Annotated in this window: 17 protein-coding genes; 4 read left to right on the top strand and 13 right to left on the bottom strand. The window is 70.1% G+C overall.

From position 1 onward, the window contains the following. Window positions 1-38: 38 nt before the first annotated feature. The 10 genes from ACE4Q9_RS25420 to ACE4Q9_RS25375 all read right to left on the bottom strand — a co-directional run bounded on the left by ACE4Q9_RS25420 (window position 39) and on the right by ACE4Q9_RS25375 (window position 7,603). Complete coding sequence (locus ACE4Q9_RS25420) at window positions 39-569, bottom strand: TetR/AcrR family transcriptional regulator (RefSeq protein WP_397986548.1); 531 nt, start codon at window positions 567-569, stop codon at window positions 39-41. Further along, on the bottom strand, window positions 569-892 hold the full coding sequence (locus tag ACE4Q9_RS25415) for a DMT family transporter (protein ID WP_397986547.1): 324 nt from the start codon (window positions 890-892) through the stop codon (window positions 569-571). Before ACE4Q9_RS25415 ends, ACE4Q9_RS25420 begins: the two co-directional genes overlap by 1 nt. Before the next feature lie 163 nt (window positions 893-1,055). Continuing rightward, on the bottom strand, window positions 1,056-1,388 hold the full coding sequence (locus tag ACE4Q9_RS25410) for a metal-sulfur cluster assembly factor (protein WP_037656710.1): 333 nt from the start codon (window positions 1,386-1,388) through the stop codon (window positions 1,056-1,058). Beyond that, the gene (sufU, locus tag ACE4Q9_RS25405) at window positions 1,385-1,852 is read right to left on the bottom strand and encodes a Fe-S cluster assembly sulfur transfer protein SufU (protein ID WP_037656711.1); all 468 of its coding nucleotides are present in this window, start codon (window positions 1,850-1,852) and stop codon (window positions 1,385-1,387) included. Before sufU ends, ACE4Q9_RS25410 begins: the two co-directional genes overlap by 4 nt. A gap of 17 nt (window positions 1,853-1,869) precedes the next feature. Beyond that, window positions 1,870-3,126 carry a cysteine desulfurase gene (locus tag ACE4Q9_RS25400; RefSeq protein ID WP_397986546.1) on the bottom strand — a complete coding sequence of 419 codons (1,257 nt, stop codon included), beginning with the start codon at window positions 3,124-3,126 and terminating at the stop codon, window positions 1,870-1,872. Beyond that, entirely contained in the window at window positions 3,123-3,887 is a 765-nt protein-coding gene (gene sufC / locus ACE4Q9_RS25395; protein ID WP_128789526.1) for a Fe-S cluster assembly ATPase SufC, read from the bottom strand. Before sufC ends, ACE4Q9_RS25400 begins: the two co-directional genes overlap by 4 nt. Before the next feature lie 7 nt (window positions 3,888-3,894). Then, window positions 3,895-4,212 (bottom strand): bifunctional 3-phenylpropionate/cinnamic acid dioxygenase ferredoxin subunit, encoded by a 318-nt coding sequence (locus ACE4Q9_RS25390; protein WP_397986545.1) that lies wholly within the window; start codon window positions 4,210-4,212, stop codon window positions 3,895-3,897. Beyond that, window positions 4,209-5,393, bottom strand: a complete 1,185-nt coding sequence (gene sufD, locus ACE4Q9_RS25385; RefSeq protein ID WP_397986544.1) for a Fe-S cluster assembly protein SufD — start codon at window positions 5,391-5,393, stop codon at window positions 4,209-4,211. The genes ACE4Q9_RS25390 and sufD overlap by 4 nt, the downstream gene beginning before the upstream one ends. 57 nt (window positions 5,394-5,450) lie before the next feature. After that, a complete protein-coding gene (gene sufB, locus ACE4Q9_RS25380) occupies window positions 5,451-6,872 on the bottom strand; it encodes a Fe-S cluster assembly protein SufB (RefSeq protein WP_355323241.1) in 1,422 nt (473 codons plus the stop codon). Continuing rightward, window positions 6,869-7,603: a helix-turn-helix transcriptional regulator gene (locus ACE4Q9_RS25375; RefSeq protein WP_397986543.1), complete on the bottom strand. Its 735-nt coding sequence runs from the start codon at window positions 7,601-7,603 to the stop codon at window positions 6,869-6,871. Before ACE4Q9_RS25375 ends, sufB begins: the two co-directional genes overlap by 4 nt. Window positions 7,604-7,785: 182 nt before the next feature. On the opposite strand from ACE4Q9_RS25375, the gene ACE4Q9_RS25370 reads away from it, so the two are divergent. The 4 genes from ACE4Q9_RS25370 to ACE4Q9_RS25355 are packed head-to-tail and all read left to right on the top strand — an operon-like array spanning window position 7,786 to window position 11,394. After that, a complete protein-coding gene (locus tag ACE4Q9_RS25370; protein WP_397986542.1) occupies window positions 7,786-8,601 on the top strand; it encodes an aminoglycoside N(3)-acetyltransferase in 816 nt (271 codons plus the stop codon). A gap of 30 nt (window positions 8,602-8,631) precedes the next feature. Continuing rightward, complete coding sequence (locus tag ACE4Q9_RS25365) at window positions 8,632-9,555, top strand: ABC transporter ATP-binding protein (RefSeq protein WP_397986541.1); 924 nt, start codon at window positions 8,632-8,634, stop codon at window positions 9,553-9,555. Then, window positions 9,552-10,325: an ABC transporter permease gene (locus ACE4Q9_RS25360; protein WP_397986540.1), complete on the top strand. Its 774-nt coding sequence runs from the start codon at window positions 9,552-9,554 to the stop codon at window positions 10,323-10,325. Before ACE4Q9_RS25365 ends, ACE4Q9_RS25360 begins: the two co-directional genes overlap by 4 nt. Window positions 10,326-10,383: 58 nt before the next feature. After that, window positions 10,384-11,394, top strand: coding sequence for a heme A synthase (locus tag ACE4Q9_RS25355; protein WP_397986539.1), 1,011 nt, complete (start codon window positions 10,384-10,386; stop codon window positions 11,392-11,394). Between the two features lie 22 nt (window positions 11,395-11,416). Here ACE4Q9_RS25355 and ACE4Q9_RS25350 read toward each other — a convergent pair whose 3' ends face one another. The 3 genes from ACE4Q9_RS25350 to ACE4Q9_RS25340 form a co-directional block, all read right to left on the bottom strand. Next, window positions 11,417-12,157: a nucleotidyltransferase gene (locus ACE4Q9_RS25350; RefSeq protein WP_397986538.1), complete on the bottom strand. Its 741-nt coding sequence runs from the start codon at window positions 12,155-12,157 to the stop codon at window positions 11,417-11,419. A gap of 102 nt (window positions 12,158-12,259) precedes the next feature. Continuing rightward, window positions 12,260-12,580 carry a hypothetical protein gene (locus tag ACE4Q9_RS25345; protein WP_397986537.1) on the bottom strand — a complete coding sequence of 107 codons (321 nt, stop codon included), beginning with the start codon at window positions 12,578-12,580 and terminating at the stop codon, window positions 12,260-12,262. Between the two features lie 90 nt (window positions 12,581-12,670). After that, on the bottom strand, window positions 12,671-13,627 hold the full coding sequence (locus ACE4Q9_RS25340; RefSeq protein ID WP_397987322.1) for a heme o synthase: 957 nt from the start codon (window positions 13,625-13,627) through the stop codon (window positions 12,671-12,673). Window positions 13,628-14,048: the final 421 nt, after the last annotated feature.

Raw genomic sequence — 14,048 nt, 5'->3', positions numbered from 1 at the left:
TCTCACGTGCCGGTCGGCTTCGCCCCGCCGGGCCGTGTTCAGCCGATCACCCGCCGGAGCGCCTCCCGCGCGCCCCCCTCGTCGTACGACCCGCCCGTCAGCAGCACCTGGAGGCAGATCCCGTCCATCAGGGCGAGCAGCGCCCGTGCCGTCACCGCGTCGACGCGGGCGGACAGGCGCGCGGCCGTCTCCTCGGTCCACTGGGCGGCGACGGGCCGCAGGGCCGGGCGGCGCAGGGCGGCGAGGTACAGCTCGTACTCCAGTTCCACGCCGGGGCGATCGCCGTTCAGCCAGTCGCCGAGGGCGCGGGCGAGCCCGGCCGCGAGGTCGGCGTCGTCCAGCACCCCGCTGCCGTCGAGCACCGCGGCGAACCCCTCGTTCGACTGGCACAGGGCGGCCACCAGCAGATCGTCGAGGGTGGCGAAGTGGTACGTGGTGGAGCCGAGCGGCACATCCGCCTCCGCGGCGACGGTGCGATGGCTCAGCCCGGCGAGCCCGTCCCGTCCGGCCACCCGGAGCGCCGCGTCGATGATCCGCTGCCGCCGGTCGGGGTCGTAACGCCGCCCCATCAGTGGCTCGCCCCGCCGAGGTTCAGCACCACCACTCCCCCGATGATCAGCAGGATCCCGGCGACCTTCACCGCGCTGAGCCCCTCCCCGAACAGCAGCAGCCCGAGCACGGCGATGGCCGCGGTCCCGACTCCGGACCAGATCGCGTACGCCGTACCGATCTGCACCGTCTTCAGCGTCTGCGCCAGCAGCATGAAGGACACCAGGTACCCCAGCGCCGTCACCAGCGAGGGTCCGAGCCTGCTGAATCCGTGGCTGTACTTCATCGCCGTCGTGGCGGCCACCTCGGCGGCTATGGCACCGGCGAGCATCAGATATCCCATGCGTACGAGTGTACATATGGCTGTGTACGGCCGTACATAACGACTGTGTGACGAGGCGGCGAACACCAGGCGGCCGACGACGGGGGGCGCTGCCCCAGAGCATGCGAAAAGGGCCACGGCATTCCTGCCATGGCCCTTCGCGCAAGCCCTGTACCGGACAGGGTCAGACGTTGAAGCCCAGTGCGCGCAGCTGCTCGCGGCCCTCGTCGGTGATCTTGTCCGGGCCCCACGGCGGCATCCAGACCCAGTTGATCCGGAGCTCGTTGACGATGCCGTCCGTGGCGGACTTGGCCTGGTCCTCGATGACGTCCGTCAGCGGGCAGGCCGCGGAGGTCAGGGTCATGTCCACGGTGGCCACGTTGGAGTCGTCCACGTGGATGCCGTAGATCAGGCCGAGGTTGACGACGTCGATGCCCAGCTCGGGGTCGACCACGTCCATCAGGGCCTCGCGGAGTTCCTCCTCCGAGGCCGGCTTCATCTCGACGGTGTCGCTCATGCGGTCTTCCTTTCGGCTTCGGCGCCACCCAGCGCCTGGGCCGTCGCGTCCTTCCACGCCATCCAGCTCAGGAGGGCGCACTTGACCCGCGCGGGGTACTTGGAGACACCGGCGAACGCGACCGCGTCCTCCAGCACCTCCTCCATCGCGTCGTCCGGCTCGATCTTGCCCTTGGACTGCATCAGCTCCAGGAAGGTCTCCTGGATCTTCTGCGCGTCGGGCAGGTCCTTGCCGACGAGGAGTTCGTTCAGTACGGAGGCCGAGGCCTGGCTGATGGAGCAGCCCTGGCCCTCGTACGAGACGTCCGCGATCTTCGTGCCGTCGTACTTCACGCGGAGGGTGATCTCGTCGCCGCACGTCGGGTTCACATGGTGCACCTCGGCGTCGCCATCCCGGAGACCACGCCCGTGCGGGTTCTTGTAGTGGTCCAGGATGACTTCCTGGTACATGGAGTCCAGCTTCACGGTTTTCGACACGCCTCTCAGCCGAAGAAGTTCCGTACGTGCTCCAGGCCGTCGACCAGAGCATCGATCTCGGCCGGCGTGGAGTACAGATAGAACGACGCTCGCGTGGTCGCGGGAATTCCGTAGCGCAGGCAGACCGGGCGGGCGCAGTGGTGGCCCACGCGGACCGCGATGCCCTGCTCGTCCAGCACCTGACCCACGTCGTGCGGGTGGATGTCGCCCAGGGTGAAGGAGATCGCGGCGCCCCGGTCCTCGGCCGTGGTCGGGCCGATGATCCGCAGATCGGGGACCTGGGCCAGGCGCTCCACCGCGTACTGGGTGAGGGCGTGCTCGTGCGCGAGGATCTTCTCCATGCCGATCGACTGGAGGTAGTCGATCGCCGCGCCCAGACCGACGGCCTGCGCGATCGGGGGCGTGCCCGCCTCGAACTTGTGCGGCGCCGGGGCGTACGTCGAGGAGTGCATCGAGACGGTCTCGATCATCTCGCCGCCGCCCAGGAACGGCGGCAGGTCCTCCAACAGCTCCTGGCGGCCCCACAGCACGCCGATGCCGGTCGGGCCGCACATCTTGTGGCCGGTGAAGGCCACGAAGTCGGCGCCGAGGGCCTGGACGTCCAGTGGCATGTGCGGCGCGGCCTGGGAGGCGTCGACGCACACCAGCGCGCCGACCTCCTGGGCGCGGCGCACTATCGCCTCGACCGGGTTGACGGTGCCCAGGATGTTGGAGACCAGCACGAAGGAGACGATCTTCGTCTTCTCGGTGATGATCTCGTCGATGTTCGACAGGTCCAGGCGGCCGTCGTCGCTCAGGCCGAACCACTTCAGCTTCGCGCCGGTGCGCTGCGCCAGCAGCTGCCACGGCACGATGTTGGAGTGGTGCTCCATCTCCGTGATGACGATCTCGGTCTCGTGGTCGACCCGGTAGGGCTCGTCGGCCCAGCCCAGCATGTTGGCCACGAGGTTGAGGGACTCGGAGGCGTTCTTGGTGAAGATCACCTCGTCACGGCTCGGGGCGTTGACGAACTCCGCCACCTTGTCGCGCGCGCCCTCGTAGAGTGCCGTGGCCTCCTCGGCGAGGACGTGCACGCCACGGTGGACGTTGGCGTTGTAACGCTCGTAGTACTCGTTGAGGGCGTCCAGTACCTGGCGCGGCTTCTGGCTGGTCGCCGCGTTGTCCAGGTACACGAGCTTCTTGCCGTCGTGGACGACACGGTCCAGGACGGGGAAGTCCTTGCGGATCGCCTCGGTGTCGAGGAGGCCCGGCAGCTGTGTCACGCGGATGCGCCACCCTTCACGTATGCCTCGTAGCCCTCGTTCTCCAGCTTGTCCGCGAGCTCCGGGCCGCCGGACTCGACGATGCGGCCGGCGGCGAACACGTGCACGTGGTCGGGCTTGATGTAGCGCAGGATGCGCGTGTAGTGCGTGATCAGCAGGGTGCCGACCTCGCCCGTCTCGCGGACGCGGTTGACGCCCTCGGAGACGATGCGCAGCGCGTCGACGTCCAGACCCGAGTCGGTCTCGTCCAGGATCGCCATCTTCGGCTTGAGCAGTTCGAGCTGGAGGATCTCGTGGCGCTTCTTCTCGCCGCCGGAGAAGCCCTCGTTGACGTTGCGCTCGGCGAAGGCGGGGTCCATGTGGAGACGCTCCATGGCCTCCTTGACCTCCTTCACCCAGGTGCGCAGCTTCGGGGCCTCGCCGCGCACGGCGGTGGCGGAGGTGCGCAGGAAGTTGGAGACCGAGACGCCGGGGACCTCGACCGGGTACTGCATGGCCAGGAACAGGCCGGCGCGGGCGCGCTCGTCGACGGACATCTCCAGGACGTCCTCGCCGTCGAGCAGCACGGTGCCCTCGGTGATCGTGTACTTGGGGTGACCGGCCAGCGAGTAGGCGAGGGTCGACTTGCCGGAGCCGTTGGGGCCCATGATGGCGTGCGTCTCGCCCTGCTTCACGGTCAGGTCGACGCCCTTGAGGATCTCCTTCGTGGCGTTGTCGGCCTCGACGGTGACGTGCAGGTCTCGGATTTCAAGCGTTGCCATGGATGCCTCAGGACTCCTGGGTGAGGGAGACGAGCACGTCGTCACCTTCGATCTTTACGGGGTATACGGGGACGGGGCGCGTCGCGGGGAGGCCGGACGGCTTGCCGGTGCGCAGGTCGAACGCGGAGCCGTGCAGCCAGCACTCGATCTGGCAGTCCTCCACCTCGCCCTCGGAGAGCGAGACGTTCGCGTGGGAGCAGATGTCGTAGATCGCGAACACCTCCCCCTCGGTGCGGACGACCGAGACCGGCGTGCCGTCGAGTTCCACCCGTTTGGGGGTGCCCTCCGTCAGCTCGCTCAGCCCACAGGCGCGTACGAAACTCATGCGACCGAGGCCTCCAGCTCCTGCTCGATCCTGACGAGCAGGCGCTCCTCGATGTCGGCGACGCCGATCTGCTGGACGAGTTCGGCGAAGAAGCCCCGGACCACCAGACGGCGGGCGTCCTGCTCGGGGATGCCGCGGGCCATCAGGTAGAACAGCTGCTCGTCGTCGAAGCGGCCGGTGGCGGAGGCGTGACCGGCGCCGACGATCTCACCGGTCTCGATCTCCAGGTTCGGCACCGAGTCGACGCGGGCGCCGTCGGTGAGGACCAGGTTGCGGTTCATCTCGTAGGTGTCGGTGCCCTCGGCCTTGGCCTCGATGAGCACGTCGCCGATCCAGACCGCGTGCGCGTCGTCGCCCTGGAGCGCGCCCTTGTAGACGACGTTCGACTTGCAGTGCGGGGTGTTGTGGGTGACCAGCAGGCGGTGCTCCTGGTGCTGGCCCGCGTCGGTGAAGTACAGGCCGTACAGCTCGGCCTCGCCGCCGGGGCCCGCGTAGGAGACGCGCGGGTGCAGTCGTACGAGGTCGCCGCCGAAGGTGACGACGACCGACTTGAAGGACGCGTCCCGGCCGATCAGCGCGTTGTGCTGGGCGGTGTGGACGGCCTTGTCGTCCCAGTCCTGGACGGAGACGACGGTCAGCTTGGCGCCGTCGCCCAGCACGAATTCGACGTTGGCCGCGAGCACCGCGTCACCGGTGTGGTCGATGACGACCACGGCCTCGGCGAAGGCGCCCAGCTCGATCACCTGGTGGGCGAAGGCGGTGCCGCCCTGGCCGTGCACGGCGATGCGGACCGGCTCGGTGAGCACGGTCTCCTTGGGCACGGTCACGACCGAGGCCTGCTCGAAGGCGGAGTACGCCTGGGCGGCGATCCGGTCCACGGGGGTGCCGGCCCGGCCGAGGCGCGCGTCGTCGCGGCCCACGGTCTCGACGACGACGCCCTCGGGGGCCTGCACGTCGACCTTCACGCCGTCACCGGTGGCGACGGCGGTGCCGTCGTGCAGCCCGCGCAGGCGCTCCAGCGGGGTGAACCGCCACTCCTCCTCGCGGCCGTGCGGGACGGGGAAGTCCGCGACGTCGAAGGACGGGGGGACGCTCATGCGTGTGGCGACGGTCGACTCCGCGGCGACCGCGATCGAGCCCGTGGTGGTCGCGCCCACGGGGATGTTCTGAGCCTCAGCCATGGCTGTCGTATTGCTCGCTTTCTCAGGTCAGTGGCGTGATGGTGGGGCGGTGGGCGGTCAGCCGACCGCGCCCTCCATCTGGAGCTCGATCAGCCGGTTGAGTTCCAGCGCGTACTCCATGGGCAGCTCCTTGGCGATCGGCTCGACGAAGCCGCGCACGATCATCGCCATCGCCTCGAACTCGGTCAGACCGCGGCTCATCAGGTAGAACAGCTGGTCCTCGGAGACCTTGGAGACGGTCGCCTCGTGGCCCATGGACACGTCGTCCTCGCGGACGTCGACGTACGGGTACGTGTCGGAGCGGGAGATGGTGTCCACCAGCAGCGCGTCGCACAGCACGTTCGACTTGGAGCCGTGGGCGCCCTCGCCGATCTCGACCAGACCGCGGTACGAGGTGCGGCCGCCGCCGCGCGCCACGGACTTCGAGACGATGTTGGACGAGGTGTTCGGCGCCATGTGGACCATCTTGGAGCCGGCGTCCTGGTGCTGGCCCTCGCCCGCGAAGGCGATGGAGAGGGTCTCGCCCTTGGCGTGCTCGCCCATCAGGTAGACGGCCGGGTACTTCATCGTCACCTTGGAGCCGATGTTGCCGTCGATCCACTCCATGGTCGCGCCCTCGTACGCCACGGCGCGCTTGGTGACCAGGTTGTAGACGTTGTTCGACCAGTTCTGGATGGTCGTGTAGCGGCAGCGGGCGTTCTTCTTGACGATGATCTCAACCACGGCGCTGTGCAGCGAGTCCGACTTGTAGATCGGCGCGGTGCAGCCCTCGACGTAGTGCACGTAGGCACCCTCGTCGACGATGATCAGGGTCCGCTCGAACTGGCCCATGTTCTCCGTGTTGATACGGAAGTAGGCCTGGAGCGGGATCTCCACGTGCACGCCCTTCGGCACGTAGATGAAGGAGCCGCCGGACCACACGGCGGTGTTCAGCGCGGCGAACTTGTTGTCACCGGCCGGGATGACCGTGCCGAAGTACTCCTTGAAGAGTTCCGGGTGCTCCTTGAGCGCGGTGTCGGTGTCCAGGAAGATGACGCCCTGCTCCTCCAGGTCCTCGCGGATCTGGTGGTAGACGACCTCCGACTCGTACTGGGCGGCCACGCCGGCGACCAGGCGCTGCTTCTCGGCCTCGGGGATGCCCAGCTTGTCGTAGGTGTTCTTGATGTCCTCGGGCAGGTCCTCCCAGGACTCCGCCTGCTTCTCCGTGGACCGCACGAAGTACTTGATGTTGTCGAAGTCGATGCCCGAGAGGTCGGAACCCCAGTTCGGCATGGGCTTCTTCTCGAAAAGCTTCAGGCCCTTGAGGCGCAGCTTGGTCATCCACTCCGGCTCCGACTTCTTGCCGGAGATGTCGCGGACGACGTCCTCGTTCAGTCCGCGCCGGGCGGAGGCACCGGCCACGTCGGAGTCGGCCCAGCCGTATTCGTACTTGCCCAGGCCCTCGAGCTCAGGGTGGGCAGTCTCCGTGGGGAGAGTCATGCGGGGTTCCTCCCGGCCGTGCTTGCAGGTGCGTCAGTGGAAATCTTGGGAATGAACGTCGTGCAGACGCCGTCGCCGTGCGCGATGGTCGCCAGTCGCTGGACGTGGGTACCCAGCAGCTCGGCGAAGATCTCCGTCTCCGCCTCGCACAGCTGCGGGTACTGCTCCGCGACATGGGCGACCGGGCAGTGGTGCTGGCAGAGCTGCTCGCCGACCGGTGCGCTGCGCGCCGTAGCAGCGTACCCGTCCGCGCTCAGGGCCTTGGCCAGTGCTTCCGCACGCTTGTCGGGGCTCGCGCTCTCCACCGCCCGGCGGTACGCCCTCGCCTGGGCGGCGATCCGGGCGCGGGCGAAGGCGGAGACCGCGTCGGCCCCGCCCTCGTGCTCGGCGATCCAGCGCAGCGCGTCCGCGGCCAGCTTGTCGTACGACTGGTCGAAGGCGTCGCGGCCGCAGTCGGTGAGCACGAAGACCTTGGCGGGGCGGCCGCGCGTGCGCGTGCCGTACACCCGCTGTTCCCGGGCCTCCACCACGTCGTCCGCGGCCAGCGCGTCCAGATGGCGCCGGACGGCCGCCTGGGTCAGGCCCAGCCGGCCCGCGAGTTCGGCGACGGTCGAGGGCCCGTGGTCCAGGATGGATCGCACGACGCGGTTGCGCGTGGAGCGCTCACCGGTCGCGAGTTCCTCCTGCGGGGCCCCCGTGAGGGCCTCCCGAGCCTCGTCGACGTTTTTCACAACGCCATTGTTGCGTAATTCATCCGGGCCTGACAAGCGCCGTGCGGATCATCGACGGTGCCCTGCATCACTTAGGTCTACCTAATCTGACCTGCGGAAATGATCTCTGATCGATCATCCGCAGCCCGGCCGCCGAAGAATCCGGTGGCACCTCAGCCGCCCCTCCGGAAGACTCCCCGGCCATGGCCACACCCCCTCCCACCGGGCCTCTTGTCACGCGGGACGGCATCGCCGCCGGGCTGCGGCTGCTCGGCGCCACCCCCGGCGAGACCCTCCTCGTACATTCGTCCCTGAATTCCCTCGGATGGGTGAATGGCGGGGCCGTGGCGGTCGTCCAGGGCCTCCTCGACGCCCTCGGTCCCCACGGCACCCTGGTCGTCCCCGCCCAGTCCGCCGACCTCTCCGACCCGGCCCTGTGGGGGAACCCGCCGGTGCCCGAGCAGTGGTGGGACCGGATCCGGGCCACCATGCCGCCGTACGACCCCCGCACCACCCCCACCCGCGGCGTCGGGGTGATCCCGGAGACCGTGCGGACCTGGCCCGGCGCCCTGCGCAGCGCGCACCCGCAGACCTCCTTCGCGGCGGTCGGCCCGCGCGCGCGGGAGATCACCGAGGGCCACGCCCCCGACTGCCGGCTCGGCGAGCGAAGCCCGCTGGCCCGGCCTGAGGAACTGGGCGCCCGCGTCCTGCTGCTCGGCGCGGGCTACGACGCCTGCACCGCCTTCCACCTGGCCGAATACCGCGTGCCCGGCCCGCTCGTCCGGGTCGGCCGGCCCGCGCCGGGCGGCGGCTGGGAGACGGTGACCGAGGTGTCGATCACCTCCGAGCCGTTCGGGGAACTGGGCCGCGACTTCGAGCGGGCGCGTCCCGTCGTACGGGGCGAGGTGGGCGCCGCCGACGCCCGGCTGTTCCCGGTGGCGGACGCCGTGGCCTACGCCGAGGAGTGGCTGAGGGCCCGCCGGTCCCCCGCGCGCGGCTTCCCGCACCCCCGCGACTGATCGGCGAGCGCTCTCCCTAGACTCGGGTCCATGCGAAGTGAGCCTGTCGTCCAGGTCCGGGCCCTGGTGAAGCGGTACGGCACGAAGACCGCGGTCGACGGCCTCGACCTGGAGGCCGGAGCGGCCGTGACCGCCGTCCTCGGGCCCAACGGCGCCGGCAAGACGACGACGGTCGAGACCTGCGAGGGGTACCGGAAGCCGGATTCCGGCACGGTGCGCGTCCTGGGCCTCGACCCCGTGCGGCAGTCGGCCGAGCTGCGGCCCCGGATCGGCGTGATGCTCCAGTCCGGCGGCGTGTACTCCGGCGCCCGCGCGGACGAGATGCTGCGCCATGTCGCCAAGCTGCACGCCCACCCGCTGGACGTGCCCGCCCTGATCGAACGGCTCGGCCTCGGCAGCTGCGGCCGCACCTCCTACCGCCGGCTCTCCGGCGGCCAGCAGCAGCGCCTCGCGCTCGCCATGGCCGTCGTCGGCCGCCCGGAACTGGTCTTCCTCGACGAGCCGACCGCCGGCCTCGACCCGCAGGCCCGCCGGGCCACCTGGGACCTGGTGAAGGACCTGCGCGCCGACGGCGTCTCGGTCATCCTCACCACGCACCACATGGACGAGGCCGAACAACTCGCCGACGACGTCGCGATCATCGACGGCGGCAAGGTCATCGCCCAGGGCTCCCCTGAGGAGCTGTGCAAGGGCGGCGCCGAGAACACCCTGCGCTTCACCGGCCGCCCCGGCCTCGACGTCGGCTCCCTGCTCAAGGCGCTCCCGGACGGCTGCACGGCCGCCGAGCTGACCCCGGGCGCCTACCGGGTCGCCGGCAGGATCGACCCGCAGCTGCTGGCCACCGTGACCTCCTGGTGCGCCCAGCACGGGGTGATGCCGGACCGCATCTCGGTCGAACGGCACACCCTGGAAGACGTCTTTCTCGAACTGACCGGCAAGGAGCTGCGCTCATGACCACCGCGCCGGGTACGTACGCGCCCAAGCCGGGGGCCGCGCCGCTGCCCCGCATGATCGCGGCGCAGGCGGCCCTGGAGACGAAGATGCTGCTGCGCAACGGCGAGCAGCTGCTGCTGACGGTCGTCATCCCCACCCTGCTGCTGGTGCTGTTCAGCTCCGTGGACATCGTGGACACCGGTAAGGGCAAGGCCGTCGACTTCCTCGCGCCGGGCATCCTCGCCCTCGCCGTGATGTCGACCGCGTTCACCGGGCAGGCCATCGCCACCGGCTTCGAGCGCCGCTACGGCGTGCTCAAGCGGCTCGCCGCCTCGCCGCTGCCGCGCTGGGCCCTGATGACCGCGAAGACGGCGTCCGTGCTGGTCACCGAGGTGCTCCAGGTGATCCTGCTGACGGTGGTCGCCCTGGCGCTCGGCTGGTCCCCGCACGGCAACCCCGCCGCCGTACTCCTGCTGCTGATCCTCGGCACCGCCGCCTTCTCCGGGCTCGGGCTGCTGATGGCCGGCACCCTGAAGGCGGAGGCGACGCTGGCCGCGGCCAACCTGGTGTTCCTGCTGCTGCTCGTCGGCGGCGGGGTCATCGTGCCGCTGGACAAGTTCGGCGCGGCCGGCCGGCACATCCTCGGTCGGCTGCCCATCTCCGCGCTCTCCGGCGGCCTGCGGGACGTGCTCCAGCACGGCGCCGGGATGCCCTGGGGGGACCTCGGGATCCTCGCGGTGTGGGCGGTCGTGGGGCTCGCGGCGGCGGGGAAGTTCTTCCGCTGGGAGTGAGCGACGGCACGGCGCCGGACGGGACCCTCGTGAAAGCGTGCACAAGCGGCGGCCTACGATGGTGGGCGTGCCAAAGCTGAACCGCGCCGACGCCGTAGCGGCCCTGCGTAATCCGCTCGCCTTCATCGCCGACCGCTGGACCCCGAAACCGGGGACCGTGCAGCGGGCGGCTCTCGCCGCGCTCGTGATGTCGGTGGTCATCGTCGTCACCGGCGGTGCCGTGCGGCTGACCAGCTCGGGCCTCGGCTGCCCGACCTGGCCCGAGTGCACCGACGGCTCGCTGACGCCGACGCAGGCGCTGAGCTATCACAGCGCCATCGAGTTCGGCAATCGCATGCTGACCTACGTGCTGTGCGCGGCGGTCGGCTGGGCGATCGTCGCCGCCCGCTCCGAGAAGCCGCGCCGGCGCAGCCTGACCCGGCTCGGCTGGGCGCAGTTCTGGCTGGTGATGGGCAACGCGGTGCTCGGCGGCGTCGTGGTGCTGGTCGGCCTCAACCCGTACACCGTCGCCGCGCACTTCCTGCTGGCGACCGCGCTGATCACGGTCGCCCTGGTGATGTGGCAGCGCACCCGCGAGGGCGACGCGGCCCCCCGGCCGCTGGTCGGCAAGGCCGTGGTGCAGCTGGTGTGGTTCCTGGTGGTCGCGGCCGTGCTGCTCATCGCGGTCGGCACCGTGGTCACCGGTGCGGGCCCGCACGCGGGCGACTCCAGCGATGTGCAGCGCATCCCGATCGACTGGGAGACGGTGGCCAAGCTGCACGCGGTGCTCGCGTGGATCGTGGTGACGCTGACGTTCGCCCTGTGGTTCATCCTCAAGGCCGTCGACGCCCCGCACGGCCCGCTGGCCCGCACTCGGGAGCTGTTCCTGATCCTGCTGGCCCAGGGCGTCATCGGCTACGTCCAGTACTTCACGCACCTGCCCGAGCTGCTGGTCGGCGTCCACATGCTCGGCTCCTGCCTGGTGTGGATCGGCGTCCTGCGGGTCCTGCTGGCGCTGCGCGAGCGCCCGGGGGCGGAGCCGAGTCTCCCCGAACCGGCGTCCGGGGCCACGGTTCCCACGAACGCCTGACGCACCCCTCACCCGGCCGCGCTCAGCCGTACCCGGCGACCAGCGCGTCGATCGCCGGGCCCAGGTAGGCCCGGGTCAGCGCGGCGCGCCGGGTGAGCCAGGTGGCGTCACCCCCCGGAGCCGGGTCCTCGTACCGCCTGCGGGTGATGTCCTCGACGACCTCGGCGGGCGCGCCGAGGTCCGGCAGCTCGGCCAGGGCCTCCCGCTTGGAGATCAGCCGTCCCTCGCGCAGGGTCACGGTCGCCCGGGCGAAGGTCAGCAGCCCGAGGTCGACCCAGATGTCCTGACGCCACAGCCGGGCCCTGTCCACGGCGGGCCGCCAGAAGTCCCGCTGGTCCGCCACGACGAACGCGCGCAGGGTTTGATCCGGAACCGGCGGTAAGAGACCCGCCGGTGCCTCCCCGTGCAGCACCCGGCCGAAGGCGTGCAGCTCTCGCCGGGTGACGGGGGTGACCGGGCGGCGCAGCACATGGCCGTGTGCCCAGGTGAGATGCGCCCGGCCCGGATCGTCGAGGCCGGCCGGGGCGAGATAGCCGCAGTGCAGCTTCGCGGCGAGCGGCTCCCGGCGCAGCCGCCGGTGCAGGGATACGACCTGTCGTACGGTCTTCGGACCCGGCGGCGCCGGAAGCACCGCGATCAGATCGAGATCGCTGCGGCCCTCCTGGTAGTCACCGCCGGCGAGCGAACCGTGCGCCCAGACGGCACGAGGGCGCAACGGTGTGAGGGCGTCGAGAAAGCATTCGATCAGGGCTTCCGTCCGCATGCCGCCCAGTGTGGCGCTCCCCCGAGGCGCGCGGGGCGGTATTCGGCATACGGCTCCGCCACGCCGGCGCACACCGCGGCGCTCCCGTGGCCGGCTCGGGGATCAGCCCCCGAGCTGGATCCCCGCCATCCGCTTCCACTCGTACGGCCCGGTCGTCACCTTCGCCGCGAACTCGCCGTCAAACGCCTCGTGCACGGTGATTCCGGCCTTCGCCACCGCCTGTTCGGCGATCGCGTAGGAGGGGGCCACCACATCGCCCCAGCCGCCGTCCTCGCCGACGAGCACGATCCGCGCCCCGCGCTCACCGATGTACGCCACCTGCCCCTCCGCGCCGCCGTGGGCCTTGGAGAAGGCGCTGATCCTCCGGGCGAGCCGGGCCACCGTGCGCTCGGCCTTCGCGTCAACCTGCTGCGTGTCTGCCATGCCTGGATGCTACCGACGAGTAGATCAAACGGCGACGGGAGGGGTGCGTGGCCTTGACCACGCGCCCCTCCCGCCGGAGAAAGAGGTGCGTCAGCGCAGGAACGGGTCCACCGCGACGGCGACGAAGAGGATCGACACATAGGTGATCGACCAGTGGAACAGCCGCATCTCCTTGAGCTTCGCGCCGGTGACCTCGGCCTTCGCCCGGTTCTGGAGCCCGTGCGCCTCCCACAGCCAGAAGCCGCCGGCCGCGAGGGCCACGACGGTGTAGAACCAGCCCGTGTACCCCAGCGGGGTGAGCAGCAGCGAGACGGCGACCATCACCCAGCTGTAGATGACGATCTGCCGGGCCACCACCTTGTTGGAGGCGATCACCGGGAGCATCGGCACTCCGGCGCGCGCGTAGTCGTCCTTGACCTTCATGGACAGCGGCCAGTAGTGCGGCGGCGTCCAGAAGAACATCACCAGGAAGAGGATGATCGGCGCCCAGGACATCGAGTCCGTGACCGCGGACCAGCCGATCAGCACCGGCAGACAGCCCGCGATGCCGCCCCACACGATGTTCTGCGCGGTGCGGCGCTTGAGGATCATCGTGTAGACGACGACGTAGAACAGCAGGGCACCCAGCGACAGCCAGGCGCTGAGCCAGTTGACGGTGAGCCCGAACAGCAGCGTGGAGACGACCCCGAGCGCGATCCCGAAGGCCAGGCACTCGCGCGGGCTGACCATGCCGGTCACCAGCGGCCGCTGCGAGGTGCGGTCCATGACGGCGTCGATGTCGCGGTCGATGTACATGTTCAGCGCGTTGGCGCCGCCCGCGGAGAGGTAGCCGCCGAGGCAGGTCAGCAGCACCAGCTTCAGGTCGGGCACACCCTGCTGCGCCAGGAACATCACCGGCACGGTGGTGATGAGCAGCAGCTCGATGATCCGCGGCTTGGTCAGCGCCACGAATGCCTTGACACGGGCCCCGAACGGCCGGTGGGCCGGGCTCGGGTTCGTACCACCGAGCACGGCAGCTGGACGGGATTCGACGGCCGTCACGCACACCCCTGACAGAGACATCCCAGCGAGCCTCCCCCGGATGAGGTCTTCATAAGGGCTCGCGCGTACCACGCCACTTTAGACGTTGCCCATACCCCGGCCTTCGCGGGGGTGGGGTCGTGTTGGCGGTCACACGGACGGGCTCCCGCGGGAGGTCCGGCCGGCTTCCCGGAACGCCCCTTTATCAGAGATCCCAAAAGAGGCCCCCCACCACTCTTTTGAGCGGTCAGATGAGCACCCCTTTATTCATGTGCCAAATGCCGTCTCGCCCAGTCGGGAGGCGGATCCCGTCGATGCCCGGCAGTCTGGAAACACCCGCGAAAACGCACGTCCTTACGAGGGTAGGCTCGACAACGTCCGGCGGGCAGAAGCACGCCGGCGGCCGGGTGGGCGCGTGCCCCAGGACCGGCGAACGACATGTGGAGAG

The organism is Streptomyces sp. AM6-12 (assembly GCF_044327085.1).
Lineage (GTDB): Bacteria > Actinomycetota > Actinomycetes > Streptomycetales > Streptomycetaceae > Streptomyces.
Note: the sequence above shows the minus strand (reverse complement) of the source record. Positions and strands in the feature narration are given on the sequence as shown.

Excerpts from the sequence above, each read along its gene's own strand:
- ACE4Q9_RS25390 (WP_397986545.1), bottom strand. The coding sequence starts at position 4,212 with ATGAGTTTCGTACGCGCCTGTGGGCTGAGCGAGCTGACGGAGGGCACC.
- ACE4Q9_RS25420 (WP_397986548.1), bottom strand. The coding sequence starts at position 569 with ATGGGGCGGCGTTACGACCCCGACCGGCGGCAGCGGATCATCGACGCG.
- ACE4Q9_RS25370 (WP_397986542.1), top strand. The coding sequence starts at position 7,786 with ATGGCCACACCCCCTCCCACCGGGCCTCTTGTCACGCGGGACGGCATC.
- ACE4Q9_RS25345 (WP_397986537.1), bottom strand. The coding sequence starts at position 12,580 with ATGGCAGACACGCAGCAGGTTGACGCGAAGGCCGAGCGCACGGTGGCC.
- ACE4Q9_RS25350 (WP_397986538.1), bottom strand. The coding sequence starts at position 12,157 with ATGCGGACGGAAGCCCTGATCGAATGCTTTCTCGACGCCCTCACACCG.
- sufB (WP_355323241.1), bottom strand. The coding sequence starts at position 6,872 with ATGACTCTCCCCACGGAGACTGCCCACCCTGAGCTCGAGGGCCTGGGC.
- sufD (WP_397986544.1), bottom strand. The coding sequence starts at position 5,393 with ATGGCTGAGGCTCAGAACATCCCCGTGGGCGCGACCACCACGGGCTCG.
- sufC (WP_128789526.1), bottom strand. The coding sequence starts at position 3,887 with ATGGCAACGCTTGAAATCCGAGACCTGCACGTCACCGTCGAGGCCGAC.
- ACE4Q9_RS25360 (WP_397986540.1), top strand. The coding sequence starts at position 9,552 with ATGACCACCGCGCCGGGTACGTACGCGCCCAAGCCGGGGGCCGCGCCG.
- ACE4Q9_RS25410 (WP_037656710.1), bottom strand. The coding sequence starts at position 1,388 with ATGAGCGACACCGTCGAGATGAAGCCGGCCTCGGAGGAGGAACTCCGC.
- ACE4Q9_RS25365 (WP_397986541.1), top strand. The coding sequence starts at position 8,632 with ATGCGAAGTGAGCCTGTCGTCCAGGTCCGGGCCCTGGTGAAGCGGTAC.
- ACE4Q9_RS25415 (WP_397986547.1), bottom strand. The coding sequence starts at position 892 with ATGGGATATCTGATGCTCGCCGGTGCCATAGCCGCCGAGGTGGCCGCC.
- ACE4Q9_RS25355 (WP_397986539.1), top strand. The coding sequence starts at position 10,384 with ATGGTGGGCGTGCCAAAGCTGAACCGCGCCGACGCCGTAGCGGCCCTG.